Annotated in this window: 24 protein-coding genes; 8 read left to right on the top strand and 16 right to left on the bottom strand. The window is 59.7% G+C overall.

The window, feature by feature from the left end; genetic code table 11:
* Positions 1-27: 27 nt before the first annotated feature.
* Positions 28-468 (bottom strand): DUF8030 family protein, encoded by a 441-nt coding sequence (locus ACYQZ5_RS14580; protein ID WP_379730343.1) that lies wholly within the window; start codon positions 466-468, stop codon positions 28-30.
* A 730-nt stretch (positions 469-1,198) separates the two neighbouring features.
* Between ACYQZ5_RS14580 and ACYQZ5_RS14575 the strand changes: the two genes are divergently transcribed.
* From ACYQZ5_RS14575 to ACYQZ5_RS14565, 3 genes are all read left to right on the top strand, one after another.
* Positions 1,199-1,690 (top strand): MOSC domain-containing protein, encoded by a 492-nt coding sequence (locus ACYQZ5_RS14575; protein WP_379730342.1) that lies wholly within the window; start codon positions 1,199-1,201, stop codon positions 1,688-1,690.
* 212 nt (positions 1,691-1,902) lie between these two features.
* Positions 1,903-2,868 carry an NADPH:quinone reductase gene (locus tag ACYQZ5_RS14570; RefSeq protein WP_379730341.1) on the top strand — a complete coding sequence of 322 codons (966 nt, stop codon included), beginning with the start codon at positions 1,903-1,905 and terminating at the stop codon, positions 2,866-2,868.
* 189 nt (positions 2,869-3,057) lie between these two features.
* A complete protein-coding gene (locus tag ACYQZ5_RS14565) occupies positions 3,058-3,942 on the top strand; it encodes a PhzF family phenazine biosynthesis protein (RefSeq protein WP_379730340.1) in 885 nt (294 codons plus the stop codon).
* A gap of 252 nt (positions 3,943-4,194) precedes the next feature.
* Here the strand turns inward: ACYQZ5_RS14565 and ACYQZ5_RS14560 are convergent, their stop codons facing one another.
* A complete protein-coding gene (locus tag ACYQZ5_RS14560) occupies positions 4,195-5,379 on the bottom strand; it encodes a trans-sulfuration enzyme family protein (RefSeq protein WP_379730339.1) in 1,185 nt (394 codons plus the stop codon).
* 96 nt (positions 5,380-5,475) lie between these two features.
* Positions 5,476-6,042, bottom strand: coding sequence for a peroxiredoxin (locus ACYQZ5_RS14555; protein WP_379730338.1), 567 nt, complete (start codon positions 6,040-6,042; stop codon positions 5,476-5,478).
* A 231-nt stretch (positions 6,043-6,273) separates the two neighbouring features.
* On the opposite strand from ACYQZ5_RS14555, the gene ACYQZ5_RS14550 reads away from it, so the two are divergent.
* Complete coding sequence (locus tag ACYQZ5_RS14550) at positions 6,274-6,594, top strand: antibiotic biosynthesis monooxygenase family protein (protein WP_379730337.1); 321 nt, start codon at positions 6,274-6,276, stop codon at positions 6,592-6,594.
* Between the two features lie 157 nt (positions 6,595-6,751).
* Here the strand turns inward: ACYQZ5_RS14550 and ACYQZ5_RS14545 are convergent, their stop codons facing one another.
* The 13 genes from ACYQZ5_RS14545 to ACYQZ5_RS14485 form a co-directional block, all read right to left on the bottom strand.
* Positions 6,752-8,269 carry a primase-associated protein gene (locus ACYQZ5_RS14545; protein ID WP_379730336.1) on the bottom strand — a complete coding sequence of 506 codons (1,518 nt, stop codon included), beginning with the start codon at positions 8,267-8,269 and terminating at the stop codon, positions 6,752-6,754.
* The gene (locus tag ACYQZ5_RS14540) at positions 8,266-9,150 is read right to left on the bottom strand and encodes a bifunctional DNA primase/polymerase (RefSeq protein ID WP_379730335.1); all 885 of its coding nucleotides are present in this window, start codon (positions 9,148-9,150) and stop codon (positions 8,266-8,268) included. Before ACYQZ5_RS14540 ends, ACYQZ5_RS14545 begins: the two co-directional genes overlap by 4 nt.
* Positions 9,147-12,971, bottom strand: coding sequence for an ATP-binding protein (locus ACYQZ5_RS14535; RefSeq protein ID WP_379730334.1), 3,825 nt, complete (start codon positions 12,969-12,971; stop codon positions 9,147-9,149). Before ACYQZ5_RS14535 ends, ACYQZ5_RS14540 begins: the two co-directional genes overlap by 4 nt.
* Positions 12,964-15,198, bottom strand: coding sequence for a VirB4 family type IV secretion system protein (locus tag ACYQZ5_RS14530; protein WP_379730333.1), 2,235 nt, complete (start codon positions 15,196-15,198; stop codon positions 12,964-12,966). The genes ACYQZ5_RS14535 and ACYQZ5_RS14530 overlap by 8 nt, the downstream gene beginning before the upstream one ends.
* Positions 15,182-16,303, bottom strand: a complete 1,122-nt coding sequence (locus ACYQZ5_RS14525; RefSeq protein WP_379730332.1) for a TraC-like domain-containing protein — start codon at positions 16,301-16,303, stop codon at positions 15,182-15,184. The genes ACYQZ5_RS14530 and ACYQZ5_RS14525 overlap by 17 nt, the downstream gene beginning before the upstream one ends.
* Before the next feature lie 6 nt (positions 16,304-16,309).
* Positions 16,310-17,371 carry a TrbL/VirB6 family protein gene (locus tag ACYQZ5_RS14520; protein ID WP_379730331.1) on the bottom strand — a complete coding sequence of 354 codons (1,062 nt, stop codon included), beginning with the start codon at positions 17,369-17,371 and terminating at the stop codon, positions 16,310-16,312.
* 2 nt (positions 17,372-17,373) lie between these two features.
* Complete coding sequence (locus ACYQZ5_RS14515) at positions 17,374-18,204, bottom strand: hypothetical protein (RefSeq protein WP_379730330.1); 831 nt, start codon at positions 18,202-18,204, stop codon at positions 17,374-17,376.
* Positions 18,201-19,934: a DUF8186 domain-containing protein gene (locus ACYQZ5_RS14510; RefSeq protein WP_379730329.1), complete on the bottom strand. Its 1,734-nt coding sequence runs from the start codon at positions 19,932-19,934 to the stop codon at positions 18,201-18,203. Before ACYQZ5_RS14510 ends, ACYQZ5_RS14515 begins: the two co-directional genes overlap by 4 nt.
* 27 nt (positions 19,935-19,961) lie before the next feature.
* Positions 19,962-20,381, bottom strand: a complete 420-nt coding sequence (locus tag ACYQZ5_RS14505) for a DUF7985 family protein (RefSeq protein WP_379730328.1) — start codon at positions 20,379-20,381, stop codon at positions 19,962-19,964.
* Between the two features lie 6 nt (positions 20,382-20,387).
* Positions 20,388-20,666 carry a hypothetical protein gene (locus ACYQZ5_RS14500; RefSeq protein ID WP_379730327.1) on the bottom strand — a complete coding sequence of 93 codons (279 nt, stop codon included), beginning with the start codon at positions 20,664-20,666 and terminating at the stop codon, positions 20,388-20,390.
* Between the two features lie 208 nt (positions 20,667-20,874).
* Positions 20,875-21,057 carry an exodeoxyribonuclease VII small subunit gene (xseB, locus tag ACYQZ5_RS14495; RefSeq protein WP_379730326.1) on the bottom strand — a complete coding sequence of 61 codons (183 nt, stop codon included), beginning with the start codon at positions 21,055-21,057 and terminating at the stop codon, positions 20,875-20,877.
* Between the two features lie 2 nt (positions 21,058-21,059).
* A complete protein-coding gene (gene xseA, locus ACYQZ5_RS14490) occupies positions 21,060-22,112 on the bottom strand; it encodes an exodeoxyribonuclease VII large subunit (protein ID WP_379730325.1) in 1,053 nt (350 codons plus the stop codon).
* A gap of 75 nt (positions 22,113-22,187) precedes the next feature.
* Positions 22,188-22,355 carry a DNA-binding protein gene (locus ACYQZ5_RS14485; protein ID WP_004048632.1) on the bottom strand — a complete coding sequence of 56 codons (168 nt, stop codon included), beginning with the start codon at positions 22,353-22,355 and terminating at the stop codon, positions 22,188-22,190.
* Positions 22,356-22,499: 144 nt separating this feature from the next.
* Between ACYQZ5_RS14485 and ACYQZ5_RS14480 the strand changes: the two genes are divergently transcribed.
* The 4 genes from ACYQZ5_RS14480 (at position 22,500) to radA (ending at position 26,524) form a co-directional block, all read left to right on the top strand.
* The gene (locus tag ACYQZ5_RS14480; protein ID WP_379730324.1) at positions 22,500-23,222 is read left to right on the top strand and encodes a hypothetical protein; all 723 of its coding nucleotides are present in this window, start codon (positions 22,500-22,502) and stop codon (positions 23,220-23,222) included.
* A gap of 56 nt (positions 23,223-23,278) precedes the next feature.
* Positions 23,279-23,821, top strand: a complete 543-nt coding sequence (locus ACYQZ5_RS14475; RefSeq protein WP_379730323.1) for a hypothetical protein — start codon at positions 23,279-23,281, stop codon at positions 23,819-23,821.
* 336 nt (positions 23,822-24,157) lie between these two features.
* Entirely contained in the window at positions 24,158-25,381 is a 1,224-nt protein-coding gene (locus ACYQZ5_RS14470; protein ID WP_379730322.1) for a competence protein CoiA, read from the top strand.
* 153 nt (positions 25,382-25,534) lie between these two features.
* Positions 25,535-26,524, top strand: a complete 990-nt coding sequence (gene radA / locus ACYQZ5_RS14465; RefSeq protein ID WP_379730321.1) for a DNA repair and recombination protein RadA — start codon at positions 25,535-25,537, stop codon at positions 26,522-26,524.
* The last annotated feature ends 128 nt before the right edge of the window (positions 26,525-26,652 follow it).

Genomic DNA, 26,652 nt, shown 5'->3' with positions numbered 1-26,652 from the left:
GTTCGGAATGTTGGTTAAGCCTAACCGCTACGGCGTTCGGAGCTCTCGAACTGGCTTCACGACGAAGGTGTCTGGCTCGCTGGTTGCTCCTTCACCTGATCGCTCCGCCGACGTCGAGGGCGACTGCGTGAGCTGAGTGATGAGCTCGTCGCGAACGGTTCGTCGAGGGACGGTGGTCTCGTGCCAGCCCAGTCGGTCGTCGAAGTGCCGTTTCTGGAACTGCTCGCCGACGTCGTCGGCGGCGACGTACTGTGTCCGCGTCGACCGCCCGACCTGCCGTGAGACGAAGACGGCGCCCACGGCCTCGTGCGTGAGCTCGACGAGAGCACACTCCACGAGCGCGACGACCGACGCGTGATCCCGGTCGGTCGGAACCGTCATCTCGAGGTCCGCCCACGACGCCTCAGCGTCGGGTGTGGTTTCTGCGTGATGCGCTGCTCGTGTCTTGCTGCGTCGTTCCGAAGCCATCGTCTATCGGGGGCACGTGATGCGCCCCGCCACCCCCTCGCGGGGGCAACAGACACCACCGAAACGCACCGCTCAATCTATACGCTACATCTGATACTTTCTCGGCTCTACTACCCCTGTGATGGCCCCTCGGCCTGAGAGAGCCGGCGGCCTTCGCACATTGCATATCGCCTCTTTCTTTGGACGAAATCCGCGATATGCAAGGCGAAATGACGTTCTCAAATCGGAGAAGAACCCCGTCGGGCCGATTTGAGGGCGTAGAAAGTACCTCGACGACTTCCGAGGTAATGCTGTGATTTCAAAAATTGCTCGACGCCGGGGTAACAAAGGTTATTTCGGACGTATCTGGATACCTGAGGACCGCTGGTTTACCTGTTCTGCGTCTCTCGAGGTCCTCCGGCTCGCCACTTCGAATCGTGAAATACCCCCGATTCCCTCGATACCGGTCGTGTTAGCCGCTGAAAATTGCTCGACGGGAGTCTAGAAGAACCTGATTCTAGTCCGCAGTATAATTCTCGACATACTGAGAGGAGTGGCTCTGCTGAAGCCTTCCCAACTTACACAATCGGCTTGCTGAATATAGGGGATAAATGCAGAATGGTGTTGAGATTTGTCTCGCACCTTCGATGGAGAATTGACCGTTAATTAGGTGTGCGAACATACCGCTGAGTTACCTGTCGATAAATCTTCCATACGAATATTTATCCTGTTATCAAACAGCATAGCACACATGACCGGGAGTGGAACTATTGAACGGATTTTTATCGCACCTGAAGCCGAAGCGGAGATGGAAGAACAGACCGACGTTGAAGCAGTTGCCGGACAGGGACTCCGAGGTGATCGCTACTTTAGTGAGATTGAGACGGGAACCTTCGTTGAGTGGGAGCCAGATGAGGAACGCCACGATGGGTACGACCTCACGTTGATCGAGCAAGAGGCTGTAGCAGCAATCGAACGTGAAGCGGGAATCGAACTCGCACCGGGAGAACATCGACGAAACATCGAAACCCGTGATGTAGCACTCAATCATCTCGTTGGACAACGATTCCGAGTCGGAGATGCCATCTGTCGAGGGGATCGACTGTGTGAACCGTGTAATCATCTCCAGCGCATTACCCAGGACGGCGTATTGCAGGCACTCACCCATCGAGGAGGGCTCCGAGCGGACATCATCGAAAGTGGGACAATTCGTCCCGGCGACGAAATCGAACCGCTCGAATAATCTGCATTCAGTAACGTCTTCGTCTGTACTTGCTGAAGCGGCTCATCACATCGAGGTGGATTCTCACCAGCTGATTTAGAGTGAAATAGCCGCCCAGTAGGTGTGCGAATGTACCTTGGCTGGAGTAAGTACCGCCCTCCAACAGGTCCGATCGCCCCCGAACGATCGAAATGGTACCACCTTTCAAGCGCCGTCGCATCTTGTCATCGAATATGCGAGCCGTACGCGTCTCCGAGCACGGCGGGCCAGAGGTACTGACTGTCGAGGAGATAGACCGCCCCGATCCCGACGAGGGAGAGCTGCTGGTCGAGGTCGCAGCCGCGGGCGTCAATCCCGTGGACACCTACTTCCGCGACGGCTCCTACGAGCCGGTCGGGCTCCCCTTTACGCCCGGCGTCGACGTCGCCGGGACCGTCGTCGAGATGGACGACCGTGTCGAGGGGTTCGAGGCCGGCGACCGCGTGTTCGGGGTCGGCATCGGGAACGGCGAGCACCAGGGCGCATACGCGGAGTACGCCACGATTCCTACCGACCGCGTCGTCCACCTCCCCGATGGCGCTGACCTCCAGGAGGCCGGCGCCGCGGGCGTCGCCGCGTGTACGGCCTGGCGCGCTCTGATCGATTACGCCGACCTCGACCCCGCGGAGTACTGCCTCGTCCACGGCGGCTCCGGCGGCGTCGGCCACGCCGCCGTCCAGATCGCAGACGCTGTCAGCGCACGCGTCGTCACCACGGCCGCGCCCGAGTACCACGAGGTCCTCGCCGACCTCGGCGCCGAGACCGCCCTCGACTACGACAACGGGGACCTCACCGACGCCGTCCTCGAGGCCTCCGACGGCGGCGTCGACGCGATCCTCGACCACCGACTCGACAGCTACCTCCAGTTCGACGCCGACGTCGCCGCCCAGAACGGCCGCGTCGTCGGAATCGGCGAGAACGCGCCTAACCCCGCGTTCACGAACGACGGCGCCGCACGCTCGAAGGACGTCAACTACCAGTTCATGCTCCTGTTCAACGCGCCCGACCTCCGGGAGCCCCTCCGCGGCGTCGGCCACCTCATGGGGATCGGCGAACTCTCGATCGAGATTGCCCGCACCTACGACCTCGACGAGGCCGACCTGGCCCACCGCGACGTCATGGAGGAGAGCTACCTGGGGAAGCTAGTCGTCACACCATAACACCTTTTTCTCGTCGGGTTTTCGAGCGCCGCCCGAAGCGGCGCTCACTGCACCCTTCTCGAAAAAAATCTGCAGCAAAAACGCCGACCCTGAGACCCACACGGGATTGTAAGAATCGCTGATACTGCCGCGATTAACCTTCGCCAGAATCGCCGCAAATATTCGTATACCACAAATTGATGGACGTGAATGTCGACTAACCAACTTCATTTCGTGGATGTATTCGCCCAGGGGAAGTACACAGGGAACCAACTGGCGGTCGTCCGTGACGCTTCGAACATGTCTACTGAGGAGATGCTCGCGTTCACTCGTGAGACGAACTTCTCCGAAGCGACGTTTATCGAATCGTCCGACACGACAGAGGGGGGATACGACGTCCGAATCTTCGACCCCGCCGAGGAGATCCCCTTCGCCGGCCACCCAACACTCGGAACCGCATTCGTCATTCGCGAGTACCTCCGAGACGACTATCCGGAAGAAGTTCTGCTCAACCTCGGCGTCGGCCAGATTCCCGTTTGGGTCGAAGCCCACGACGGCGACGAGACCTACTGGATGCGCCAGATCGAACCGACCTTCGAGGACGAATTTTCCCCGGAACTGCTCGCAGATATTCTCGGGCTCAACACAGCGGATATCGACGACTCCTACCCGATCAAGCTCGTCTCGACGGGACTCCCTACCGTCATTGTCCCTTTGACCTCCCTCGACGCTGTCGAGCAAGCCGAGACGCAACCGGAGCCGTACTACAATCGGCTTATCGACTCCTATGGCAACGTGAACCTGCTCGTATTTGCGCCGGAGACAGTCGAAGACAACGACCTACACGTTCGCGTATTCGCCGACGCTGCCGGTGTTCCAGAGGACCCCGCGACGGGCTCCTCGAACGGTTGTCTCGCCGCGTACCTCGTCAAGCACAGCTACTTCGACACGGACGAAATCGAAGTCACTGTCGAACAGGGCTACGAGATGGACCGCCCCTCGCTCCTCCACCTTCGAGCGGAAAAATCGCCAGACAGTATCAACATCGAAGTCGGTGGCCGGGTGAGTCCCGTCTTAGATGGACAGCTTCGATAAACACCACGAGCGTCTCACTCACCACTCTCATCTTCTCGGTTAGGAGACTCGAGAGAGCTCTAATTATTGGCCTGTTTGTGCTGATTAGCTGTAGTTTTCGATGTGGGGACCTACTCGTTCGAGGCCTCCCACAAGCTCCTCTGTGTGAAGACGGAAACTAAGGCGGAATCGGTCGGGATGGCTGAATCCACTCTCTCAGTTTAGCACGCCAATTCTGACAGGCTCTGAGGGTTTTAACAGAGCGGTGTGACCCTACGGTAGCGCCGTCCGGAGGTCCTCACAGAGGTCATCAGGATCTTCGAGGCCAACCGACACTCGGACCAACGTCTCAGGGATCTCTGCGGTAGCCTCCCCGTGGCTCACCTCGTCGGGAGTCATCAACGATGGCACTTCGATAAGGCTCTCAACCCCACCAAGACTGGCTCCCGGCGTGAATAGGTCAAGCCCCTCGATAAACGCTTCAAGCTCGAGAGGTGTGCCGTCGAACTCGAAGGACAGCATCCCGCTGTACCCCGACATCTGCTCACTCGCAAGGTCATGTTGCGGGTGACTCTCGAGACCTGGGTAGTAAACGCGGGCGACCCTATTATGGCTCTCAAGGAACCGTGCAACCGCCATCGCGTTCTCTTCGTGGTGTTTCATACGCGCCGGCAACGTCTTCACTCCTCGCGCGACCAGATAGCAGTCGAACGGCGAAAGCATATTCCCAAGCCCGACCTGCTGGGCAAACGCCAGCTGCTCGAATACCGTCTCGTCGTTGGTGATAATAGCACCGCCGATCGAGTCGGAGTGGCCGTTGAGATACTTGGTAGTGCTGTGGACAACGACGTCGGCACCTAACTCGAGTGGGGCTTGGAAGTACGGGCTCGCAAAGGTGCTATCCACCCCAAACGAGATGCCGTAGTCGTCGGCGATGTCGGCTATCGCTCGGATGTCGCACAGCCGCATCAGCGGGTTTGTTGGCGTCTCCGCCCAGATCAAGTCGGTCTCCGAATCGACTGCTGCGGAGACGTTTTCGGGGTCACGGGTGTCGACGAAGTCGACATCGACGTCGAAGTGGCCCGCCAGCATCTCCGTGAGTAGATTTTCGGTTCCGCCGTAGATGGAGTCTGAGGCGACGAGATGGCCTCCTGGGGGAACCAGCGACAGCATCGCCGTCGAGATAGCCGCCATTCCGGACGCAAAGGCCAACGCATGATCGCCGCCTTCGAGGCGGGCGAGCTGCTCTTCGAGGGCCGCCCGTGTCGGATTGCCCGCGCGTGAGTAGACGTGTTCATTGGCTTCGTCCCCGCTGGCCCACTCGAATGTGGACGAGAGGTGAATCGGCGGGACGACGTCGTTTGTTCCACCTCTGTGAGGGTGCGTCTCGATTTCTGCTGCGCCGACGGCGATAGTTGCGAATCGGTTCTTGCTGGACCGGTCATCGTATTGTGTCATAGGTTACTCGGACTCACCTGTTTAGCATACCGAGGCATTACAAAATCCGCAGACAATAGAACGGGTCGACTGGCGGAACACAACTTGTTGTTCCATCTATCGGGGATTCTCTCTTACCCATTCGAGGACTTCACTTGCGTGTTCGTCCGGTGGGAAGATCGGATAGAAGATGTGTTCAATACGTCCATCAGAGACGACCAGCGTTAACCGCTTCAGGTACTCGTCCCCCTCGATGGTGAAAGTCGGTAAATCGAGTTCACTCGCCAGTTCCCATTCAGCATCGCTGAGCATCTCGAAGGGAAGGTCTAGCCGATCACGGGCCTCACGCTGGTACTCACTCGACTGCGTAGACAGTCCAAATACTTCTCCCACTCCGTTATTTCGGAGTTTATCGTAATGACTGCGAAAGCCTCGTGATTCGGGAGTACAGCCACGGGCACCTGGAACGTCTTCCCATCCTTCTGGAATCACGTCTTTATCTGGCCGTCCCGTCAGTGGATAGACGTAGATAACAGTGCGGGGAGGGAGTTCTTGGAGGTTAACCGTAGCTCCGTCGGTGGATTCTAGAGATACGTCGACCATCTCCATCCCGGGGAGGTGGTCTGCCGCTCCATCGTCTTCCGGTTCTGGAAGGTCGTCCGGTAGCGGAAAGTCCTTTGACATCGTACTAATCAGACCACGTTACACAAATAAATATTCTCCAGAGCCTATATTTTCGAATTGAGTCCAATATACGGGGCCCTTCCCGATTTCAATTCAATATGTATAATAATTGTAAATCCCGGGTGAAATGAGACGGTCCGGTTCAACTCAGCAGAAGAATTTTTCCGCCAATGTTCGACCTTTGGTCTGGGAGAGAAAGCGTCTTGGTTGCCGAGTGAGAGAATCGGAGTGATGTATCTCGTTACGTTTCGCCTTGATCCGGGGGATTATGACGAGGAGTTCCATGAGTTAAATGACGCGATACAGGAAGCTGCGGAGGGCACAGAGGGTTACCTCGGGAAGCGGACATGGCATGATCCAGAAAGTGAGGAGGTTCTCGTCGCGTACTACTGGGAGTCCTTAGACGCGCTTGAGACGTTTGGCGCCTATTCAGAGCACAAAGAGGCGAAACGGCGATGGACAGAGTGGTACGATGCCTACGAGGTCACCGTTACGGAAGTCATCGAATCATATGGAAGTGGATTTGGTGACGACGCAGACCCGCCCGCATAGGAGTATTAATTGTCTCGTTTGATTGGAGTACGGATGCGATAAACAAGCTTTCTGTACTTAGCGATTCAACGCGATAATCGATCCGCTCTCTCTTATCAGCAGAGGCGCCAAACCAATCACTATCTAAGGATTCCACAGATTCGGGGTTGTCTATGATTCAGAATTGCTCAGTGGGGCCAGCTGATTCCTCCTCTACCTGCTCGTACATCTCATCCGGGAACGGGAGACTGCCCCAGATCGAGTAGGGGCACTGGTCTTGGCCGATGCAGTAACGCTGCAGATCGTCGTTATCGCAGTTCATCGGCAACGGCGTGTCACCGCCGATGGTGTTCGAGAACTCGTAGCGGACTTGGTACTCGGTTTCCTGCTCGTCGTACCACGGCCACCGGGAGAAGACGTCCTTGAGGTCCGCAACGATCTCGTCGAGGCTGCTGTACTGCGGGAGCCACATTACCATCCGCGCGAAGTTGTAGAGGTCCTTCCTAACCGGCTTCTTCTCGTGCAGTCGCTCCTCCATATTCGCCATACAGGGGAGTTCGAAGAGGTCCTCGATCTCTCGCACCTCGATCTGTTCGGCGCCGGTTCCGGCTCGCCCGATTCGGTACGTATTGACGCGGCCGTCGCGGTCGATCGTGACTGCCGAGTGGGACTCGTGGTCGGCCAGCGTCTTCGCGAGACTGCTCGGACTCGAAATCCAGTCCGTTACAGAGGATTCCCAGTCATCTTCAGTGTCGTATGCCTCGACGGCTCGGTAGAGCTCTTTCGCCGTGTGGAACTCGCCCGTTTGCGCGACGTCGTCCGGGGCGTCACTCAGCGCCCGTCTGAGGACGCGGATCGTCCGTTCTCCACGGTCCCAGTTCTGCCAGATTCGCTCGTGATGGCCGGTCTCGAGGAAGCGGTCGATCCGCTCCGTAATCGCCGACTCGTTCGTGGTCAACCACGATAGCTGGTCGTCGGAGAGGCCGTCCTCCTGAACCCGCAGGAGCTTCTTGAATACCCGCTCAGCATAGTCGCGATACTTGCTGTCGAAATCACCCACTGGGACGTACAGGTTGTTGTCCTTAACTCGCGTCAGTATCTCTCCGTCGTCGTCACTCCCCGTCGCCGCTTCGTTCTCCCGAACAAGGCATTTGCGTGACGCCGCCGCCATCGGGATTTCGAGGTAGAGGCCATCCCCGAACTCTGGCATCTCTGTGATACCCGTACAGACCCGACCCGGATGCGGGCCATCCTCACCGGGCTCCTTGCTGTACAGCACGTCGGCGATGTCCTGTTGGAGCGACCCATCCCCGTGGGCTCGAAGGAGGGAGGCGAGGTTGTTGACGTACAGCTCTCGAATGTCGTAAAGCACCTGGATGTTCCGGGGCGACGCGTGCTCGAACTTGGGGTGCTCTTTCACACAGATCGCACTTAGGGTCGCGAGCACAGCGAGCGTCCCCGGTTCGTCGACGAACGGCTCCTCGGCGGCGTCGGCGCGAACCTGCTCTTTGAACGCCGCTGTGCCGAACCGCTCGACGTCGTTCACGAGGTCCTCGGGTTGGTCCTCGCCGTCAACGACGTATCGATTGTAGCCACGCGTAAACAGCTGGTTGATGCGGGTCTCACCGTACTCCAGCGGGAGTGCCGCAACTCGATACGCCATGTCCTCGTCGTCGGTGGGCGTACTCGGACTCATTCGTCGATCACCTCAGGTTTCGCCGACCGAACGTCGAATGCCGGGCTCTCGATGGGTTGAACGATGCTACAGACGTCGGCGTGCAGCGAGTAGGGCAGGCGAGCGACCCGCCGGCGGTCAGCGGTCACGACGGGGTCGATCGGGATGTCGTACATCTCGAGAAGGAGGTCGTTCAACACCTCGCGACTCTGCTCGTCGTACCGGTGCGCCGGGTCGGTATCCAGCAGGTAGACGTGGACACCCTGCCCGCTGTAGACGACCATCGTCTCCTCGGCGTCGAAATCGTCCTCGAAGATGTCGCGCACTTCGAACCCGTACTCGATGGCGCGGTCGACGTCTTCGAAGGCGTACGGATACCCCTCGGGAGCAGCGTCGAGGATTCCGGCGGCGTCGAGGAGCGCATCGTCGTCCCTATCCTCGACGTCCGCCGACACCATCTCGTCCGCTCGGTCTCGGGCAATCTCTTTCGCGTCGATGTCGACTAAGAGAACCCAGGGACGTTCCCAGTGATCCAACGCGTAGTAGACGGCGTCGGGCCGTGGGTCCGGCTGCTCCAGCACCTCCGGATCAGCAAGTGCGAACTCGCTCCGCCCCAATGGGTCGTTGCGAGCTGGGTGCCGAATGAACTCAACGACGTCCTCGAGGTCGTCGAATTCTGGCGTCGTTCGGTCCCCCGAAGCATCTGTTTGCCACGTATCCCGCCGGATGAAGTCCTTGTCCGGGACCTCGTCTTTGCGAACCGGGTGGGACTCTCGAAAGGCGATGGCGTACTGTTTCGGGCCGGTCGCTGTGATGAATTCCGGCAGGTCATCCAGATAGCGGGGGAACTCCTCGGCGTAGTAGGCGTAAATCTCCTCGCGGGTCGCCTGTCGCCAAGTCATTGGTTGAGTTCTTGATCGAGATTTTTGAAGCCCCGAACGGTGGTCAGGCCCGCAGCATCGAAGTCGTCGACGGCGTCTCTGATGGTCGCGAACGACCGTGCCGCCCGCCCGCTGACCCGCTCGTCGATCCGATCCGCGTCGGCAAGGCTATCCAGGACGTCGAGCGCCGTCTCGCGATTGTTGAAGGCCCAGATCGCGTCGGCGTCCACCGCGCTGAGTTTGTCGTAATCCTCGACCGGGGCGTGCCGGTTGTTACTCGCGAGCTCTGCTTCGCCGGCCCAGACGAGATCGCTGTCCTCGTCGATGCCGGCCACGTCCAGTACGGTGCCGTCGTCGGTTTCGTAGTACGGTTCCACCCGAACGACGTCGTCCTGCTGGTGGAGCCACAGCTCGAGGAGCCGGACGCCAACCTTGTGTGGCGTTTTCTCGCCGAGATCGCCCGCTCCTGGACCCGCCTTTAATTCTCTCCCGAGGAGGTCTCGACCGTCGGGGAGGACGGTGTAGTACTTGCGCCCCGCCGCGGAGTCCGCTTCTAGGAGGTCCTGCTCCGTGAGCCGCTCTATATGGAGGTCGTCGTATTCGTCCCGGAGCTGGCTCATCCTGTCCAGTAGCGTGTACTCGTCGTCCTCTCTGTTCATCACGTCGAGGACCCGATTCAGGAACCGGACGTCGTCACGGCTGAGCCCGCGTTGTCGGAGTTCGTCATCGGGGACGGGTACGCTGCTTTCCTGGACGGGCGTTGCCCCGTTCTCCGGCTGTGTTGCTTGGTCACCAGTTGGTTCCTCGTCCGTCTCGGTGGCCTGCCCGAACAGGGGGCTCATCTCTGACTCGTCTGCATCTGGGTCGCTGTCCGTCTCGGGCTGCGTGGGCGACGTCGATGCGTCCTCGGTCGTCGATTCGCTGATGAACGCGGATTGCGTCGGGTCGGTCGCTGCATCGCCGTCGGCAGCCGAGCCCGTCGTCTCAGCCCCCGAACTCCCCCAACCAGACTCTCCCGGAGCAGTGTCCGACTCATTCGGCTCTGTCAGCCCGTACTGGGCCTGTGTCCGCTCGACCATCCGTGGCCGGGACACGGACTCGAAATGGTCTTCCTGGGGCTCTGTGAGCGGCTGGTCGCTTTCTGGATGCCCCGGCGCAATCGGGAGCGGTTGCAGCGAAAACGGCGGCGGACCAGTCTCGCCGAACGATGGACTCGGGAGTTGGGCGATCCACTCGCCACTTGGGAGCGTGTTGATTCGGTTACGGAGTTCGGTCGGGCTGAGGTCCTCATGGGCAAGCGACTCCGCGAGGTCGCGCTCGATCGAGATGTTGCCGATGAGCTTCGTCTTGATGTTGTTCAGCACCTCGTCGTAGGCCCGCTCGTTCCGGTTCCGCACCTGTTCAGGGAACTGCATCACGAGCCCCATACTCAGCCCGAACGATCGGCCCTGCGGCAGTAGCTGCTCGGAGACCAGCTTCGTCGACGCGACCGGCGCCGCCTCCTCGATGATGAGGTTCGTGAGCTTCTCGTAGTCGGTCTGACCGTCGCGACGGCGCACCTGCACGGCGTCCCAGAGGTTGCTCAACAGCAGGAGTGTGATCGCTCGCTGTGCCTCTGGCCGAAGGTCGCCGAGGTCGAAGATGATGGTGGCGTCTTCGTCGAGGAACTCGCGGAAGTCGAAGCGGTTGTCGACATATTCGCCGGCGTCGTTCTGTTCGGGGACGTGGCTAAAGATCCGCCGGAGATGCGCGTCCTCTTTGAGCTTGTCGAGGCGGTTCCCGACGGCGTCCATCGACACCTGGAACTGGTGGTTGTCCTTCGCGAAGTGGCGCGTCAGCGATTCCTCGATGTTCTGGTTGTCCGCCGAGACCGGGGGAATCGTCTGGTCGCGCTGCATCCGGAGCGCGGCGGCGAAGAGATCGTCCAGCCCGAACACGTCGCTCCCGTACTCCTCGTCGAACAGCGCCTTGATCAGATAGCTCAGAATCTCGTTCGCGACGAACGCCTGCCCGTACTGCTCGCGACCCATAATCATCCGAAGGATGTCGTGGAAGTGGTCGACCTTGTCTTGAATCGCGTCCTCACGGTTGCGACCAGCCTCGAGCGCCGGGCGGATGTCGAAGAACGAGAACGCGGGGATGGTCTCCGGGACGCGGAAGTGGTAGACGTCGTCGAGGCCACCGAACCGCTCGTAGTGGCAGCGCAGGTAGTTCTCACACATCCCGTCCCCCTTCGGGTCGACGAGGACGACGGGGCCACCCGTCGTCTCGCGGAGCGAGAGGGCGTCGTTGATGATGGCCTTCGACTTCCCGCCACCAGTCGACGCGAACCGCCCGTAATGCGTCGGCAACAGGTCCGCCGGGATCCGAATGGGGTCCGGCCGTGGCTCACCGTTTTCGTCGAGCGCGTAGCCGATGGCCATCCCGTCCTGGAACTGCTGGATCAGATCCGGATTGGGCCACGGGAGCGGATTCCGACTCTGCTGTTCGGCCCTCGTTCCCCGCGTCCCTTCGACGGTCAACTGCTCAGAGGAGGGGACGAGGACGAAGTTCGCGAGCTCCGTCCCACAGAGGACCAGCTCGGGGCGGGTCTTCCCCCGGCCCGTCGTTAACTCGCGATTGAGGAGGCGATGGAGAGCGGCCCGTGCCTTCTTCTCCTTCGTTTTCTCACGGAAGCCGCTGTCCCGGAGGCGTTGCCCCTCGACCTCGTAGAACGGTCCATCAAGCGGGTCGAACACGGGGAGGAGCGAGTCCATCCGGCCATCGAGGTCGTCGCGGGTGTCGTCGGTGGGGACGCCGACGGCGCGGATGTTGACCGTGAACGACCGTTTGGCGTTCTTCGCGTCGATGTACTCGATCCGCTTCTCGACGGCCTCGCTGAGCTGCCGGTCGTCCTGGTCGGTCCGCTGCTCCTCAACCTCGAGCAACGATCCGACGACTTCCTGGAAGAACGTATCCCGGCCGTCGACGAGGTCCTCTTTCCGCACCTCCGCGTCGGACTGCCAGCTGGCACGCCGTTGGAAGACGACTTGGAACGCTGTCGGCGCTGTCGCCTCCATCAGGTGGTCGATCAGCGACGCCAGCGCCGCGCCCGGTTCGTCGACGGACGAGAGGTCGCCGTCAGTTTCCTCTGCTGTGAACGGCGTCAGCGAGGTCATCCAGTCCTGCTTCCGTGACGCGGAGCCACACCACCGGACACCGAGCGGCGAGACAGCGTCTTGGGCCGGGCGAGCCAGAATCGTTCCCGCCGGTGTCATCGTCGGCTTCTCGATGGCCCGTCTCTCTTCCTCCTCGTCTGGAAGTGCATCGGGCGGCGCTAGTTCGAGGGCTGAGCCCCCGACAATAACGTGATGATCGGGGACGCTCGTGGCTGCCGTACCGCCGTCGACAACGGGGTCGGATTCGCCCGGCTCGGAGTCCGCTGGTTCCTCGTCGACGACGTCGTACTGTTCTGCCGGGCCAAACTCGTACTGCAGCCGCCCGGCCTCGTAGTGTTCGACGAATTCTGGCGGTGTGAACTCGACTGGCTGAATGAGCCGGGCGGCGACGTCGACGTCGACGCGCTCGATGTCGAATGTGGCCGGGTAGATTGAGCGGAGGCGCTTCTCGAGCGTATCCAGGTGGGCATCGGCCCCGTAGAAGAACTCCACCGGGTCGTCCGGGCCATCACTGATTGCGAGGAACTCGAATCGGGGTGGTGTCTCACTGTGGAGCGGGTTCAGCTTCGCCCCGAGGCCCGACGAGCCGGGCGTGGTCAGCTTGTGGAGACTGTCGAGGACGCGGGAGATGCTCTCCGGGTCAAGTCGCTCGGATGTCGGCGTGACGCGCAGGTACTCAGCCATCGTTGGCCCCCTCCGTTGACCCGCCGTCTGGCTCAGCTTCGACGGCGTCTGATTCCTCGTTCAGTTCGCTCGTTTCGTTCGTTCCGTTCGTTGCTCGGTGTTCGAGCTCTTCCTGAAACTCCTGCATCTCGGTATCGACGGCGTCGTCGCCGGCGCCGGGCAGCGAGGACCGAACTTGGGAGGTCGGGTCAAAGTCGATGACCCGCTTCTCCTTGGGCATCGCTTTGACCTGAATGCCGCGCCACTCGCCGTCGACGCCCACCAGCGCCTCGGAGAAGCCGGCGTCCTCGTTGCCGGGGACAGCGTCCTGAACGAACCGCATCTGCGCGTAGTTCAAGCCGAACTCGTCGGCCCATTCTTCGTCCATCCCGTCGAGGCGGTGGAACTGCTTAACCGCACATTGGTCCAGAATCGCCTCGGATTCGGCGTGCTCGAAGAACTCGTCGACCGTCTGGGTGACCAGACGGATCGAGAGGTCGTGATGCCGGTGGTGGCGGAACACTGTCTCGAGGAACGCCAGACTTGCGGCGTCCTGCATAATGTAACGCGCCTCGTCGATGTAGAACACGACCTCCTTCTCCGAGACTTTCGCCCGCTCATACACCAGCGAGATCAGCAGCTGCATCGTCAGCGCCGTGCTGCTGTCGACGCTGCCTTCCTGCTGGGCGAGATCGAGGTAGATCACCTTCTCGTCGCGGATGTCGAAGTCCGATTCTTGGCCGAGGTTGGCGTGCCGACCGTCGTCCTCGAAGGGGCGGAGCTGGTCGAGGAGCCACGTCGCGTCCTCCTTGATCTTCCCCGCCTCCTCGTCGGACCGGACGACGAACTCCTCGGGGTCGTCAACCATGTCCTCGAAGACGTCCATCATATCCCGAATCGTCGGGCTCGGATTGTCGTGCGTGGAGATGTCGTCGGTGATTCCGTTACGCTTGTACGCTCGCTTGAGCGCGAGTTCCAGCGTCGTCCGGCGGTCGCCCAACGAAATGCCGCGGAGCGCGAAGAAGTTCGTCAGGAAGCTCATCGCGTCGTCGAGCTTCTCGTTGAACGGGCTGGCGTCCTCGCCCATCGCGCGCTGGACGTGCTCGGGCGTCTCTCGAATCTCCAGGGGATTGAGGCCGAGCGTCCCGCCGACCGTGATGCGTTTGGCGTCGAGGGCTTCGGCGACGCCGGCCCAGTTGTTCAACGGCTCGAGGATGATGCCGATACGGTCCTTGCTCTGCTCGATGGAGCGGATGAAATTCTGCTTCGAACTGAACGACTTCCCCGAACCGGTGTCCCCGACGGTGAACATCGCGTACCCGTTGTCCCGCGCGAACGGGTCGATGACCACGGGACTCTGGTTGTCCTTGTGAATCCCGAATTCGACGCCACCTTCCTCGAGAATCGTCGCGTTGTGCGGCGAGGAGAGTAACGCACCGACGGCGCCGCCGAGCGCAATCGACGTCCGCCCGAACTCGTTGTCGCCGATGGGCGCGGCGGACTGGAGGGCGAGATCCTGGCGACAGATGGCCGTCTTCGGCGTGAGGTTCGCCGGATCGTCACGGAGCGCGCTCTTGACCTTCTGGACGGCGTCCCGGAGGTCCTCCTTCTCGTCGGCCCGGACCGTGATGAACATCCCCTGGTCGAAGACATTCGCGCCGTTCTCGACGGCCTTGTACGTCGCTGCGGCCTCGTTGGCGCGTTCCTGTAGGTAGGCACTCCGCACGCTCTGTTCAAGGTCAGCGTCCACCTGAAGGTCGTCAGCGATATCCTGCAGTTCGTTCCGGGCCCGCTCCTGGTTCTTCGGCGTGATGTGGGCCGTCAGATCGAACTGCACGTCCGTCATCTCGAAGAGCTCGGAGAGGTAGCCGTCGTTGGGGTAGTCCGGGTAGTCAGCGATGTACAGCGTCGTCGTCCACTGCTCGCCGACCCGTGCCGCGCGCGTCTCCCACTCAATCGCCGCCGGCGCGGTCACCGTTTTGTGTGACTCGGCGATGTCGTCGAGAAGTTGGCGTTCGGCCGCGCCCTGTTCGATGGTCTCCTCGTCGAGGAGATCCGAGAACTCGACCTCTTCCTCGTCGTCGTCGGTGTACCAGTCCCAGAGGAGTTTCCCGCCGATCCCGACTAGTACCGCGAGCAGGATGTAGAGAGCCGCACCTTCAGCTGAGGTCGGATTCGTGACCCACTCCGTGAGCTGGCCGACGGCTCCGCTGCCCGTCTGGAGGACGAGGTTACGCATCGTGGGCATCCTCCCGGCGCGAGTGGCCGATGATGGGTTGTTCGCGAACGACGCTCTCTGCGTCGTCGTACTCGTGTTCGCGGCCGTTCCAGAAGTCCATATTCAACACGAAGAGCTCGACCGTGCTGAGCCGGCGTGCGGACCAGCCCGACGCCTGCTGGATGAACTCCGACCGCACGTCGTTGACTCGGCTATCGAGTTTTTCGAACATCTGTGCGCGGCGCTCGACGTCGGTGAGGTCCTCGCGGCGGGTTACAAACGGGTTGAACAGGAACCCGATGACGGGGAACTGCGTCAGCTTCTCGGCCGGTGTCCCCTCGTCGCGGAAGCGGTCGTAGACCTCCAGCGGCGTAACCTCGACGCCGATGTAGTACCGCACCTGCTGGATGCCCCGTTCGCGCATCTCCTTCGGCCGCGTCTCCCGATACTCCTCGAGGAGTTCCCGGAAGATCGGGTTTTCTTTGACGTCCTCGTCGTTCAGGCGGTCTTCGATGTTCTCCGTAATCTGTTCGACCGGGAACGAGCGGGTCGTCGCGTGGAGTTTGAGCTTCGAGTCCAGTTCCTTGTTGGCGAACTCCTCGCCGGCGTCTTGGAGCTGTGCCCAGTCGTCGGACATCGCGAAGTCCATGTTTCCGGGATCGATCTCGATGAACGCCTCCATCGTGCCGTCCGCGCGCTGGATCGCGCCAGCCCCCGGCCACGCCCGCTCGATATTCGTGAGGTCCTGCGTCCGCTCGTCGGGCTTGAACGGTGTGTAGTTCGCGAGCCCGCCCTCGTTCCGCTCTGTCTCGTTGGTGCTACTGTCGGCGTCCTCCGGGGCGCTGAACGTGATCTGGGGGCGTTTGACGTAGCGATAGACGTCTTTCGTCCACGTCCACGCGTTGAGGTGGTCGGGCGAGACGTAGACGATCGCGACGCCGAACCCGAACCCACCTGCGACGAACGGGAGGGCGAGTGATTCGATGCCGGTGAGGCCAGCGATGAACAGGCCGACGATCGGGAAGGCGATCAGGACGCCGACGTCGCCTTCCTCGATGTTGAGGTAAGGGATGCGGCTCTCCTCACCGAACTGGTCCATGATGCGCCGTGCGGCTGCGTCTTCGTCGATGGACATGGATTGTTAGTAACCTCCAGGGTCGTTCTCGGTCCGCCGGTACGACGGCGTCCCGCTGTCTTCGTCGCTGTTCGCGCCCCGGGCTGCAGCTTTCTGCGCCACAGCGTGTCCCGCTGCGGCCTTCGGTCCCCACCGGGCCGCGGTCGTCGCGACGCCGGCGCCGCCGATGTAGGCTCCAGTGGCGACACCGCCGATGAGGGCCGCTCCTTTCGTCGCACCACCGATAACCTTCGCCGTCAGCGGGGTCGCGTACTTGAACGTCTTCCACGTGACATAGAGCGCAACGAGGGGAAGTGAAGCCGCAACGAGATACCTGAGGAACGCTGATCCCGGCGTCAACGTCCCTCCAGAGTAGAGTAGGTCGTATCCTTTGAGGACTATCGCCGCAGGCAGGGGTAGGATGGCCAATGGGACGAACCGTTTGCTGAACCCCATCGCGACATCAGAGAGGACAGGAATGTTGCCATAGGCGACGGCGAACGCGATGGGCATCCCGTACAGGTAGACGTAGAGGAGAATCTGCCGGATGTAGAACAGCGCCTCCAGTGCCCACATCGAAATTCCTCCGATAAGAGCAAAGAGGAGACCAAGACCGGGGTTGGTAATCGACCCCGTTATGAACTGCAGCATAGCAGAGCCCAGCGAGGACAGCTCCGGCATCAGGGCAATCGTGAACCCATCAACAAGGTAGAGCGCGAGCGCCCCAATCCAGTACCAGGTAATAATCAGAAAGGCTCCGACCCAGGCAGTCTTCTTGGTCTTCCGAGCCTCGTACGCACTCCCGATATTGAAGATGCGGATGGTGTGTCGTCCCTGAACGCTCATCACAAGTAGCAGCAGAGAAATCAACATGATCTCGCCGCCGATGAGCCCTTCTTGGATTGCTGGCCAAGGGGCGTTACTTGGTTCTCCGAAAATGAACGTCCCATCAGTCTGGGGAGTCGGAGTGCCAAACATCTCTTCGGTCAGCGTCTGATACCCCGACCGAAGCCCGTCCATGAACAGACCGATGAACCAATCGACGACGTCTTTGAATCCCTCGAGAACGACGTCTATCAGGTCCACCATCGTTAGGCCTCCGTGATTGAAACCTCGCAGTCACTCATCTCCGTGGATCCGGAGTACTGTACATCGAAGGATTTCGACACCTGGTCGCCGCCAACCTGGGTTCGGACTGTGACGGTGAACTGGCCGCTGTTCCCATTCGGGGAGCACCCCATTCCCTCCTCAGATTCGGAACCAAACGGGAACGAACTACTGAACAGGTCTGTAGTTTCTCCCGGCGAGATCACCACCTGTTCAGTTTCATACATCCCGCTACCTCGGGGATCTTCGACCGGGTTTGGAACATCACCGGTGAAAATTAACTCAACAACCGCTTCTGGTCCGCTTCCGGTGTTTTCGACGGTGACGTACGCTTCCCCGTTCTTTATCCGATCCGTCTCAGTATCTCCGTAGACTTCGTCCCACGGCTTCTCAGGGTTATTCCGGTAAAGACCGACCCCCAGAATTCCAATTTCCGGCTGAATCAGTGAGGAACTCTCAGCTAGCGTTTCTTCACCGCTGAGAGCCACGACAGTATACTCTCCAGGCTCATAGGAAGTTCCGATCTCGAAAGAGACCTGTTGTGACCCAGCAGCGGTTTCTCGTTGACCGAACAGCTCCCCATTCGGCTGGACGAGGTTGATCTGGTCGACTCCCTCCTCTGAGGAGTATTCAACGACGAGTTCTGCCCCCTCTACGGTGACTTGCTGGATGATTCCCCTTTCATCAGACGGTGTTGAGTTCCCGCCATCCGGGGAATCGTCGTTGTTGAGGCATCCGGCCACGCTCACGAGAGCGGCGCCGGTGACTGTTCGGAGGGCGGTCCGTCTACTGAGGTGGGGATTGTCCTGAGTCATGGTTTCTGTCCGAAGATGTCTTCTGGGCCGAGCATCCGCAGGAGGCGCTTGCCAGCGTAGAACATCACGAAGAACGGCAGGAGCTGCCAGCCGACCTCGAACACCAGCGCAAACCAGCCGTCGATCGTCCCGAGTGGGTGCCACCGGGCCGTCGCGGTATCACTCACGTACGCCGGGTCGTGACCGAGCCACGAGCCCGGATGGTACCGAGCCGTGTAGATGCCCGGTTCGTCGATGGTCACGATCGCCACCCCCGAGGCGTTGGTCTCAACGCGCTGATCCGCGACCGTGATGTACCCGTTTCGGGTGGTGCCGCCGATTGGATACTGACGGCTATCGTCGAGCCCGATCGGCGCGCCGGTCTGATTATCCCGCAGTTCGACCCTAAGCGTCGCTTGCGACTGATTCTGATGGATGACCTCAACAGTAAGATTGCTGCGGCGGAGCTGCCGCTCGGAGCCGGCGTCCGGCTCGACGATTGACGCATTCACGCCCCGGACGATTCCCGCAACGTGCAGCGCCTCTCGATCGACGTTCTCAGCTCGAACGGCGACGCCGTACGTCGTCGTGTACGACTGGTTGACGATGTCGATATTGATGTTCTCACCGATGGTGCCGACTGGTGACGGGCGGTCAGTCCCCCAGGTCTCGATGAGTTCCGGTCCGTCTCGAACCGGCTCGGCACGCGGCCCGATCCGTGAGGGATAGGCGTGGACGTACACCGGAATCGCGTCTGACTCGACGGTGGCGCTATCCGTGCGATTCGACCGGACGAGCGTGTCCCAGTTGGTGTTCCGAGCGGTGTAGAACCGCCAGATGCCACGGACCCGTGCCTCACCGTCCTCCGTGAGCGTGTACCCCTGCCACGGCCGCGACTGGAAGATGGCCACGCCGGCATCGCCGTTCGGATACTCGGCGTAGTAGGGGTACGCCGAGAGGTCGTAGATCTCGACGGCGATCGAATCGGAGACGTTCCGTGTTTCCGTCCGATAGGTGACGTCGACGTCCGTCCGGTCACCCAGGTCGGTCCTGACGGTCTTCTTCAGCCGCACGCTAATCTCCGCTTCCAGCGTGAGATTCGCACTCCAGTCGTCCTCGATCTGGTAGTCGAGGGCAGGCGTATGGGCCCCGTCACGCTCGGCGATGGTCTCGCCGTCCTTCTTCAACCGGACTTCTTCGATCTCGTGCTCCGTGAGCGACCACGAGATAGTCGTGTTGCCGGAGGAACTCCCGTTGGGGACGCGAACGCGGTAATCAACGAACCCGCGCATTGTCCCATTCGGCGCGATGTAGAGTGGGGTTTCACCGGACTCGAGGTGGCCACGAGTAGATGGCTGGACCGCGAAGATCGTCGCGTGAGCATCTTCGATGAAGACGCCGTCCTCGAGGTCTGCGTGCGGTGGATGCACGGACGTATCTGGGCCGCCGGCGTCGAGGTCCTCGAAGTCGTTCCGCGTCCACGTCGCCGCTGTCGCGGGCGGCCGTTTGAACGTAATGTCCGTCCCGTTCGCGACTTGATGGACAGCGGAGCGGTCCTCGCCGTAGCGCTGGCGGTACTCCTCTTGCGTGATGTAGTTGTCCGCATCACGTGACCACAGCGTTGCCGACTCGTTTTCCGTGAGCCCGTTCCCCTCCGTACCTGGTCGTGGCGGGTCAGCGGCGACGATACCCGTGACTAGGCTCGTCGCGAGCAAGCCGGCCATGAGCACGGAGAGCTCTCGATGGTTCATAGGGCTCGCACGGGGACTGCGGAGTGGTTACCAGGGGACGAGGTCGACGCACTGCGCCAGCGGGAGGCCCATCATCGACCCGGCAACCGTATAGAGCGGGCCGAGCACGACGAGGACGACCGCGGACTTCATCGCCGAGCGCTTGTGGCGCTTGAGGCCCTTCTTCTGCTCGGGATTGAGGGTGAACATCTCGATGAGGGAGTCAGCCTGCCAGACGATGGCGAGGCCGACGATCCCCAGCGCGGTGGTCAGCTGGAAGAACCCCTCAATCATACTCGGGAGGTTGTCTGCGCTACAGACCGCGTTACTCTGGGCGGCGACCGGCTGGACAGCTAACAGGCTCAGGAGGACGACAGTGAACGCTGCCTGTCGAGGGATCTTCCCGGTCAGCGGTGACTGGTTTTCGACGCTACGCTCAGGGTCGGAGGGAGTCTGGTCCTGTGACATAGCGGGCTAATCATCGGTGGCGTCTTCAGCCGTTGGCTGGCTTTGCTGCTCTTCGACGAGCGACTGGAGATCGTCGAATCGGTTGGTGTCCTCTGCGATCTCTTCGAGTGTGTAGCCCTGCTCGCGGGCCCGTTCGAGGAGGTCGCGGAGTTCATCGGGGTCAACACCGCGGACTTCCATTTCCTCGCGGAGGGCGCGGCGATAGAGGGCGGAGGCGTTGATGTGGTCGTTCCACATCAGGTACAGGTCATCGATGTCCTCGATGGTGACTGACCTCGTAATCATACATGCGGGTATGGGTATGCACCGGCTGAGTCCCGGTACATATTGGCGCGGTAGCTGGATGATACCTAAATGCTTTCTGGCTATCAACTGGTGCAAGTTTGTCGAGTAAATTATAACCAAATTACTTGTTTCTCTCGTAGAAAAAGGACTTAACCAACGAAGGCGCAGGAGGAAGAAGTCTGTTGGTTAAGAGTGAGAATCAGCTCGCTTACTCGAGCTCCACAACTTCGCCGCTCCCCTCGTCGAGGATCTCTCGCACTTCGGCCAAGAGTTCCTCACCTTCCTCGTGGAGGGCTGTACCTTCATCGAGGTCCCACTCGTCCGCGTCGAGCTGCTCAATAATCTCCTCGACGCGACTCACTCGATCGTGGATTTCGGAGTCGTTTGCCACGGTTAGATCACCCCCAGCCAAAGTCCGGTGATGACCAGCAACAGCAACAGTAGCACTACGATGGCGACCTTGTAGTAAATCGGTGGGAGGCCCTCGGGTGCGGTCGCTTCATCGACTGCTTCGGCGAGCTCCTGTTCGTGTTCGTGGTCCTGCTGGAAGGTCTCGTACGCGGCGTCGAGCTGTTGCTCCAGCGGCTCGATCTCACTCGCAAGGAACTCTTGACGGGAGTTCACGATATACTCGCCGGCGGCAGTCGGCGTGATCGTCGCGACGTCCGCCACCTGATCCGCGATGAGTTGGTCATCAGTGTGTCCAATCGCGGTGACCACCGGGGTATTCGCGGTGAAGATCGCCTCCGCAACCCGCTCGGTGTTGAAGGCCTGGAGGTTCGAATCGCTCCCACCGCCCCGACCGACGATGATGGCGTCGACGTCCTCCGAGCGGTCGAGATGGTGAATGCCGTTCGCGATGGACGTCGGCGCGTTCGACCCCTGGACGGTTGCGTCCTTCACCAGGATGTCGACGGTGGGGTCCTGTCCGTGGATCGCGTTCTGGATGTCGTACCGGGCGTCTCCTCGAAGGGACGTGACGACGCCGATCCGCTCCGGGAACGCCGGCGGTTGCTGTTTCTGCTCGTCGTCGAACCAGCCACGCTCTTCGAGTTCGCTTCGCAGTCGCTCGACGGCAGCCGCCTGGTCGCCGTCGCCGACGACGATCACCTCCCACGGTTTGAGGTCGATTTTCCCACCTTCGACCCAGTAGTCGATATCGCCCTCGAGGATGACTTCGGTCCCGTCCTCGAGGTCGGCGTCCATCTCCCGGTAACGGTTCGCCCAGATCATACAGGGGAGCTCGGCGTCGCCGTCGGTGAGCGTGAAGTAGAGTGCCGTACTGTTCTTGTGGAGGTCAGTGACCTCCCCGATACAGCGGACGCCGTTGAGGGCAGGCGCGTCCTGGACGACCGACGCGATCCGGTCGTTCAGCTGGGACACGCTAAGGACCTCTCTCGCATCGGGTTCGACCGCCTGCCGTTCGGTATCCGGTGCGTCCGCCATCTCCGTTTCCTAACTTCTGATCAGGAACCTCAAAAAGCTACGTTCGAGTGCCTGGGTGGGCTGCGTTACGCAGGCCTACAGGTCGCGGGGCTGGACCGTCTTCCGGTCGTTGGCCTCGGCACGCTCTGCGGCGTCGTCGAGCAGTTCGGCGACCTCTTCGTTGAGGGCGTCGTAGAAATCTGCCGAGACGTTGTGGTCCGAAAGTGCGTCCTTCACGGCTGCTTTGACGATTAGGTCAGACATTCCATCGCGGACTTCTCTTGTCCACCATATAAAGGTTCGAAGATTTTACGCCGAATCTCGTTCAGATACTGACGATGGGTACTGTACCCACTGGAGCAAACTTATACGGGCTATTTACACTATTTCGATAACAACACTCACACGATGAGTGATTCCGATGATTCCCTCTTTGGACTATCTGAAGATACGCTCCGTGCGGCGACAGATGCCCTCCCCTCACAGGAGGAAATGGAAGAACTGGTTGAAGCAGTCCGTCAGGGCCAGGAACGATTAGAGCGATCGAGACAACACGCAGAAGAATACATCAACCTCGGTCCACCTTGGGACTACGACCCAGCGGACTACTCTCCAAGCGAAGAGGCTTCCTTCACAGCAATGAAGTGGACCTATGAAGGACGCGAATATCTCGAATCCACGGGGGACCCAAATTTAACCACTATCGCAGGACGTATCGAAGAGGGATCTACCTCGCTCGCTGAAGAACTAGATGACTCTGAAACCGAGTACCCATACAAAGGACTCCACCTGCTACTCTCCTCCCTTGATGGCCTGATCACCTGGCTCTGTGAGAACGACCCAGATATTGACCCTGACTTCTACAACGACGGCGGAAACCCCGTTTACTTCGGCGGACGAAAAAAATGTGCTCTGGAGAAATGGTACGATGAACACGCCATTTTCGGTGTCGAAGATGATGAGGGGGAGTCATTCAAACAACAATGGGACGACTTTTGGAATCACCGTCACCGAATAATGCACGGCTCACCTGACGCCTACTATGATGAAAATGTCGGCATAGCCACCCTATTCTTCGTCGGACTCACGGCTCACGTCGTAAAAGAGAGATACGATCAGCTAAATCAGTAAAAGAAATCGTTTCCCAGAGACCATAGGCTCTTATTTCACCGCTGATATCCCCGAGTATGAGAAACGGCGTGGAAGAGACAGAAAATCAGGAGGAGTCAAATGAAGATTCAGACACCTCCTCAGAAGCTCGCCGCCACGCACTCGATGACGTTCGACGGGTACTCGATCAGGAACTCCAATCGCTAAACGATATTACTCAGAAAGCCTGGCGAGTCGTACAATTCAATGGACTTGTCGCTACAGTTTTCGCAAGCCTCGTACCCACCCAATCCAGTCTAACTCAGATAACACCAATCTCAGGAATCCTACTCGGAGGAGCCGTTATCTCACTTGGCTATTCCACATACAGGGCCTTCCAAACACAACAACGAGAGAGTATCAGTACAGGCCCTGAAACCGATATGTTTCGAGCGGTAGCTAAACACGACTACGATGAAGTCGATTATCTTTCTCGTGCAATCAATATCCACTCAGACTGCTTTGATAAGGTACAGTCAAAAACAGAGGACAAGTCTGAAGATGTCGATAACGCACTCATCACATCGATCCTCGGCGTCATCCTTTTAGTGGCCGGGACGATACTCCTATTCATACTATGAGTGAGGAAGGCAATTCTGGTGACTCCGGATCCTCCGGAGACGGAGAAGCCCCCGACCTGGGGCAGTCCGGATCCAACGAGACATTCAAGGGCAGCGACAGCCCCGACAACACACGGTCCGACGACTCATCGGACGAATAGAATCGCTGGAGACTGTTCTCGAGTTTTTGAATTCTGATTAGGAATACGGCGTGGAGGCGAGGTCTGATTCGGGACATAGAACACTAAATACTGCTTAGAAAATCCCTCCGTAGAGTCGGCCCTCGGACTCTAGCTTCACTTATCTAGGCCGATTAGCTGGGGGAGATACTTGCTTATTGAGATATTCTGTGGGGATATGCCCTTCCGCGGTCGTCGTGACGGTCGCCCGGTCGTCCCCGCTATTGTCGACGATGGAGAAGAAGTCACCTGTCCAGTATGCGGCGGGACGATGTACCCGCGATCGGCGCCGGGCAAGTCTCGACACTTCTACCACGTATCAGACGACGCCGGCCAGCGCTGCTCGAATGGCGGCGAGTCAGAGACCCACGAACGCGCAGTCGCCCGTGTCGAGGTCGCTCTGCACCAGCAATTCGGAGAAAACGCCCGCATCGAGACGGAGGTGGACGTCGACGTGGCCGAGGTGCCGACACCTGTGACCGAACGCCGGGCCGACGCACTCGCGACCTTTGATGATTGGAACCCTTATTTCGGGGAAGGGCTCGCCGTTGAGGTACAGCACAGCCACGAGGACAAAGACGTCCATCAGGTGACGCATGACTACTTGGCCGCTGGGTACTCGGTCGTCTGGATACGCGCGGCAACAGTCCTTCTCGATACGTTCAACTACGATACGATCGGTGCCGAATTTGAGCAAGACGACGGTTCTGGATACGCCCAACGAACGAGCAAAGCGAGCCGATTTACGAACTGCCAAGCGCTCCTCTACGACGGCGAACACGCGTGGGAGCGTGTGCCGCCCTATGCCCATCCTCGCGGACAGGATGACCTGATTACGTACGATATCTGTACTGCCCAGGGCTGCGAGCTACGCCGGCTTCACGAGTCCGACGGCATTTACACCTACACCGCGAGCGACGAGCACGGCCCTGACTTTCCCCTGAAAGCGCTTAAGAACGCGATTGTCCGTGAGTACGACCGAGATCCGTTCTGGAAGTGGGCAGGAAGCCAGTACCACTCCGCACAGGTGGAGAAGCTGCTTGCGACACGACCTGAGATAGAGCGCTGTCGGGGGCCGAAGGGGTTTCACGAATGGGGGCGGCGAGAAACGCTCTGGACGAACCATTCCGACCAGCCGTTAATCGAACTCCGCGAGTGCATGTACTGTCCCGTTCGGTTAGTGACGAACCATCGAGGGCGGTCAGGACACAGTACATTCTGTCTCTACGGTCGAGAGCCTGATCTCGACTGGGACGACGTGTATTTCCAAGCCAGCCCTCCCGAGTGTGATCACTATCTCTACGATGAGGATGCGATCGAAGATTACTGCCCCAAGTGCGGGGCGACGATGGAGACTCCCGAGACTACTCTCCGCGACCACACAAGTTGGATTCCTCCATAAATTGGGGATCAGTCACTCCGCCCGGCCCACAGGCCTAGTCCAGTACGTGGGAAGACAACCCATCAAACAATCCGAGTGGTCAATATCGTCGATAGCACCCCGGAAATCCAGGGGCGTCATCGGATTTATGACGACAGCGTTTCGAGAGAACCTATGTCCAGCGATGACCTCCAGGACCTCCCGAAAGTAGGACCAAGCAGAGAAACGGATCTCAAGGAGGCCGGATTCGAGACGATGCAGTTCCTTGCGGTCTCATCACCAGGGGAACTCTCTTCTATTATCGACGTGGGTGAGAGCACAGCGTCGGACATCATCAACGGTGCCCGTGAGGCTGCTGATATCGGAGGATTTGATTCAGGAGCCGCTGTCCTTGACCGTCCCAGCATTAAAAAGCTGGAAACGGGCCACAGTGGAGTTGATCGGCTTCTAGGTGGAGGTATTGAAACACAGGCGATTACAGAGTTCTATGGCAACGAAAACAGTGGGCGGACCACGATGGCCCACCAGCTCTGCGTCCAGTCACTTCTCCCCGACAACGCAGGCGGTCTCGGAGGGGACTCAGCCTACATCGACACGCGAGGGAAGTTCGATCCGGACAGAGTTACAGAGATCATCGAGGGGCTCGACACGGATCGGCGAGAAGCTCTGGGCGCCCGGTTTGAGATTCCACCTGGTGACGTAGAGGATCTCGCTGAAAAGGCCCTCAATCATATCCACATCGAGCGGCCAACGACCACTAATGAGCAACTGCTCACAACGGAGGAGCTCTCCAATCTGGCAGATAGGGTTGAATCAGCCGGGTCAGAGTTGCGATTGGTGATTGTCGACTCACTAACTATTAATTTCCGTGCAGAATACCAGGGGAGAGGCGAGCTTGCCGAGCGTCAACAAAAGCTAAACTCGTATCTCCACGACTTGCGGCGGTTCGGTGATATGAAGAACGCTGCCGTGGTGGTTACGAACGCGACTAATTCCTCAGGAGAATCCTACGGAGGAGCAATCGTCGACCACTCGGTTCCGTTCCGTCTCCAAATCCAGAAGACCTCGGGCGAGAAGCGTCGGATCAAGCTCGTCGATGCGCCGAACCTCAAGCATGGGGAAGTAGGGGCCTACATCGAACAAGGGCAATTCATCCCTGAGTAATTTGCTAGAGGTAGATTATGGCTCGCTCGAAACAGCACGATCAGCTGAATCGGAGTATGGGGTTCGATTGAAGTCCGCTGGTTTGGATCACAGACGGACAGATCGATACTCCAACGGTGGTATTTTCG

Source organism: Halolamina salina (assembly GCF_054653455.1).
This window is presented reverse-complemented; position numbering and strand designations above follow the sequence as displayed.

Coding starts and splice junctions, on each gene's coding strand:
- ACYQZ5_RS14535 (WP_379730334.1), bottom strand. CDS start 12,971: ATGGCTGAGTACCTGCGCGTCACGCCGACATCCGAGCGACTTGACCCG.
- ACYQZ5_RS14515 (WP_379730330.1), bottom strand. CDS start 18,204: ATGACTCAGGACAATCCCCACCTCAGTAGACGGACCGCCCTCCGAACA.
- ACYQZ5_RS14530 (WP_379730333.1), bottom strand. CDS start 15,198: ATGCCCACGATGCGTAACCTCGTCCTCCAGACGGGCAGCGGAGCCGTC.
- ACYQZ5_RS14505 (WP_379730328.1), bottom strand. CDS start 20,381: ATGTCACAGGACCAGACTCCCTCCGACCCTGAGCGTAGCGTCGAAAAC.
- ACYQZ5_RS14540 (WP_379730335.1), bottom strand. CDS start 9,150: ATGACTTGGCGACAGGCGACCCGCGAGGAGATTTACGCCTACTACGCC.
- ACYQZ5_RS14500 (WP_379730327.1), bottom strand. CDS start 20,666: ATGATTACGAGGTCAGTCACCATCGAGGACATCGATGACCTGTACCTG.
- ACYQZ5_RS14480 (WP_379730324.1), top strand. CDS start 22,500: ATGAGTGATTCCGATGATTCCCTCTTTGGACTATCTGAAGATACGCTC.
- ACYQZ5_RS14470 (WP_379730322.1), top strand. CDS start 24,158: ATGCCCTTCCGCGGTCGTCGTGACGGTCGCCCGGTCGTCCCCGCTATT.
- ACYQZ5_RS14475 (WP_379730323.1), top strand. CDS start 23,279: ATGAGAAACGGCGTGGAAGAGACAGAAAATCAGGAGGAGTCAAATGAA.
- ACYQZ5_RS14525 (WP_379730332.1), bottom strand. CDS start 16,303: ATGTCCATCGACGAAGACGCAGCCGCACGGCGCATCATGGACCAGTTC.
- ACYQZ5_RS14560 (WP_379730339.1), bottom strand. CDS start 5,379: ATGACACAATACGATGACCGGTCCAGCAAGAACCGATTCGCAACTATC.
- radA (WP_379730321.1), top strand. CDS start 25,535: ATGTCCAGCGATGACCTCCAGGACCTCCCGAAAGTAGGACCAAGCAGA.
- ACYQZ5_RS14545 (WP_379730336.1), bottom strand. CDS start 8,269: ATGAGTCCGAGTACGCCCACCGACGACGAGGACATGGCGTATCGAGTT.
- ACYQZ5_RS14575 (WP_379730342.1), top strand. CDS start 1,199: ATGACCGGGAGTGGAACTATTGAACGGATTTTTATCGCACCTGAAGCC.
- ACYQZ5_RS14565 (WP_379730340.1), top strand. CDS start 3,058: ATGTCGACTAACCAACTTCATTTCGTGGATGTATTCGCCCAGGGGAAG.
- ACYQZ5_RS14520 (WP_379730331.1), bottom strand. CDS start 17,371: ATGGTGGACCTGATAGACGTCGTTCTCGAGGGATTCAAAGACGTCGTC.
- xseA (WP_379730325.1), bottom strand. CDS start 22,112: ATGGCGGACGCACCGGATACCGAACGGCAGGCGGTCGAACCCGATGCG.
- ACYQZ5_RS14510 (WP_379730329.1), bottom strand. CDS start 19,934: ATGAACCATCGAGAGCTCTCCGTGCTCATGGCCGGCTTGCTCGCGACG.
- ACYQZ5_RS14550 (WP_379730337.1), top strand. CDS start 6,274: ATGTATCTCGTTACGTTTCGCCTTGATCCGGGGGATTATGACGAGGAG.
- ACYQZ5_RS14485 (WP_004048632.1), bottom strand. CDS start 22,355: ATGTCTGACCTAATCGTCAAAGCAGCCGTGAAGGACGCACTTTCGGAC.
- ACYQZ5_RS14570 (WP_379730341.1), top strand. CDS start 1,903: ATGCGAGCCGTACGCGTCTCCGAGCACGGCGGGCCAGAGGTACTGACT.
- ACYQZ5_RS14555 (WP_379730338.1), bottom strand. CDS start 6,042: ATGTCAAAGGACTTTCCGCTACCGGACGACCTTCCAGAACCGGAAGAC.
- ACYQZ5_RS14580 (WP_379730343.1), bottom strand. CDS start 468: ATGGCTTCGGAACGACGCAGCAAGACACGAGCAGCGCATCACGCAGAA.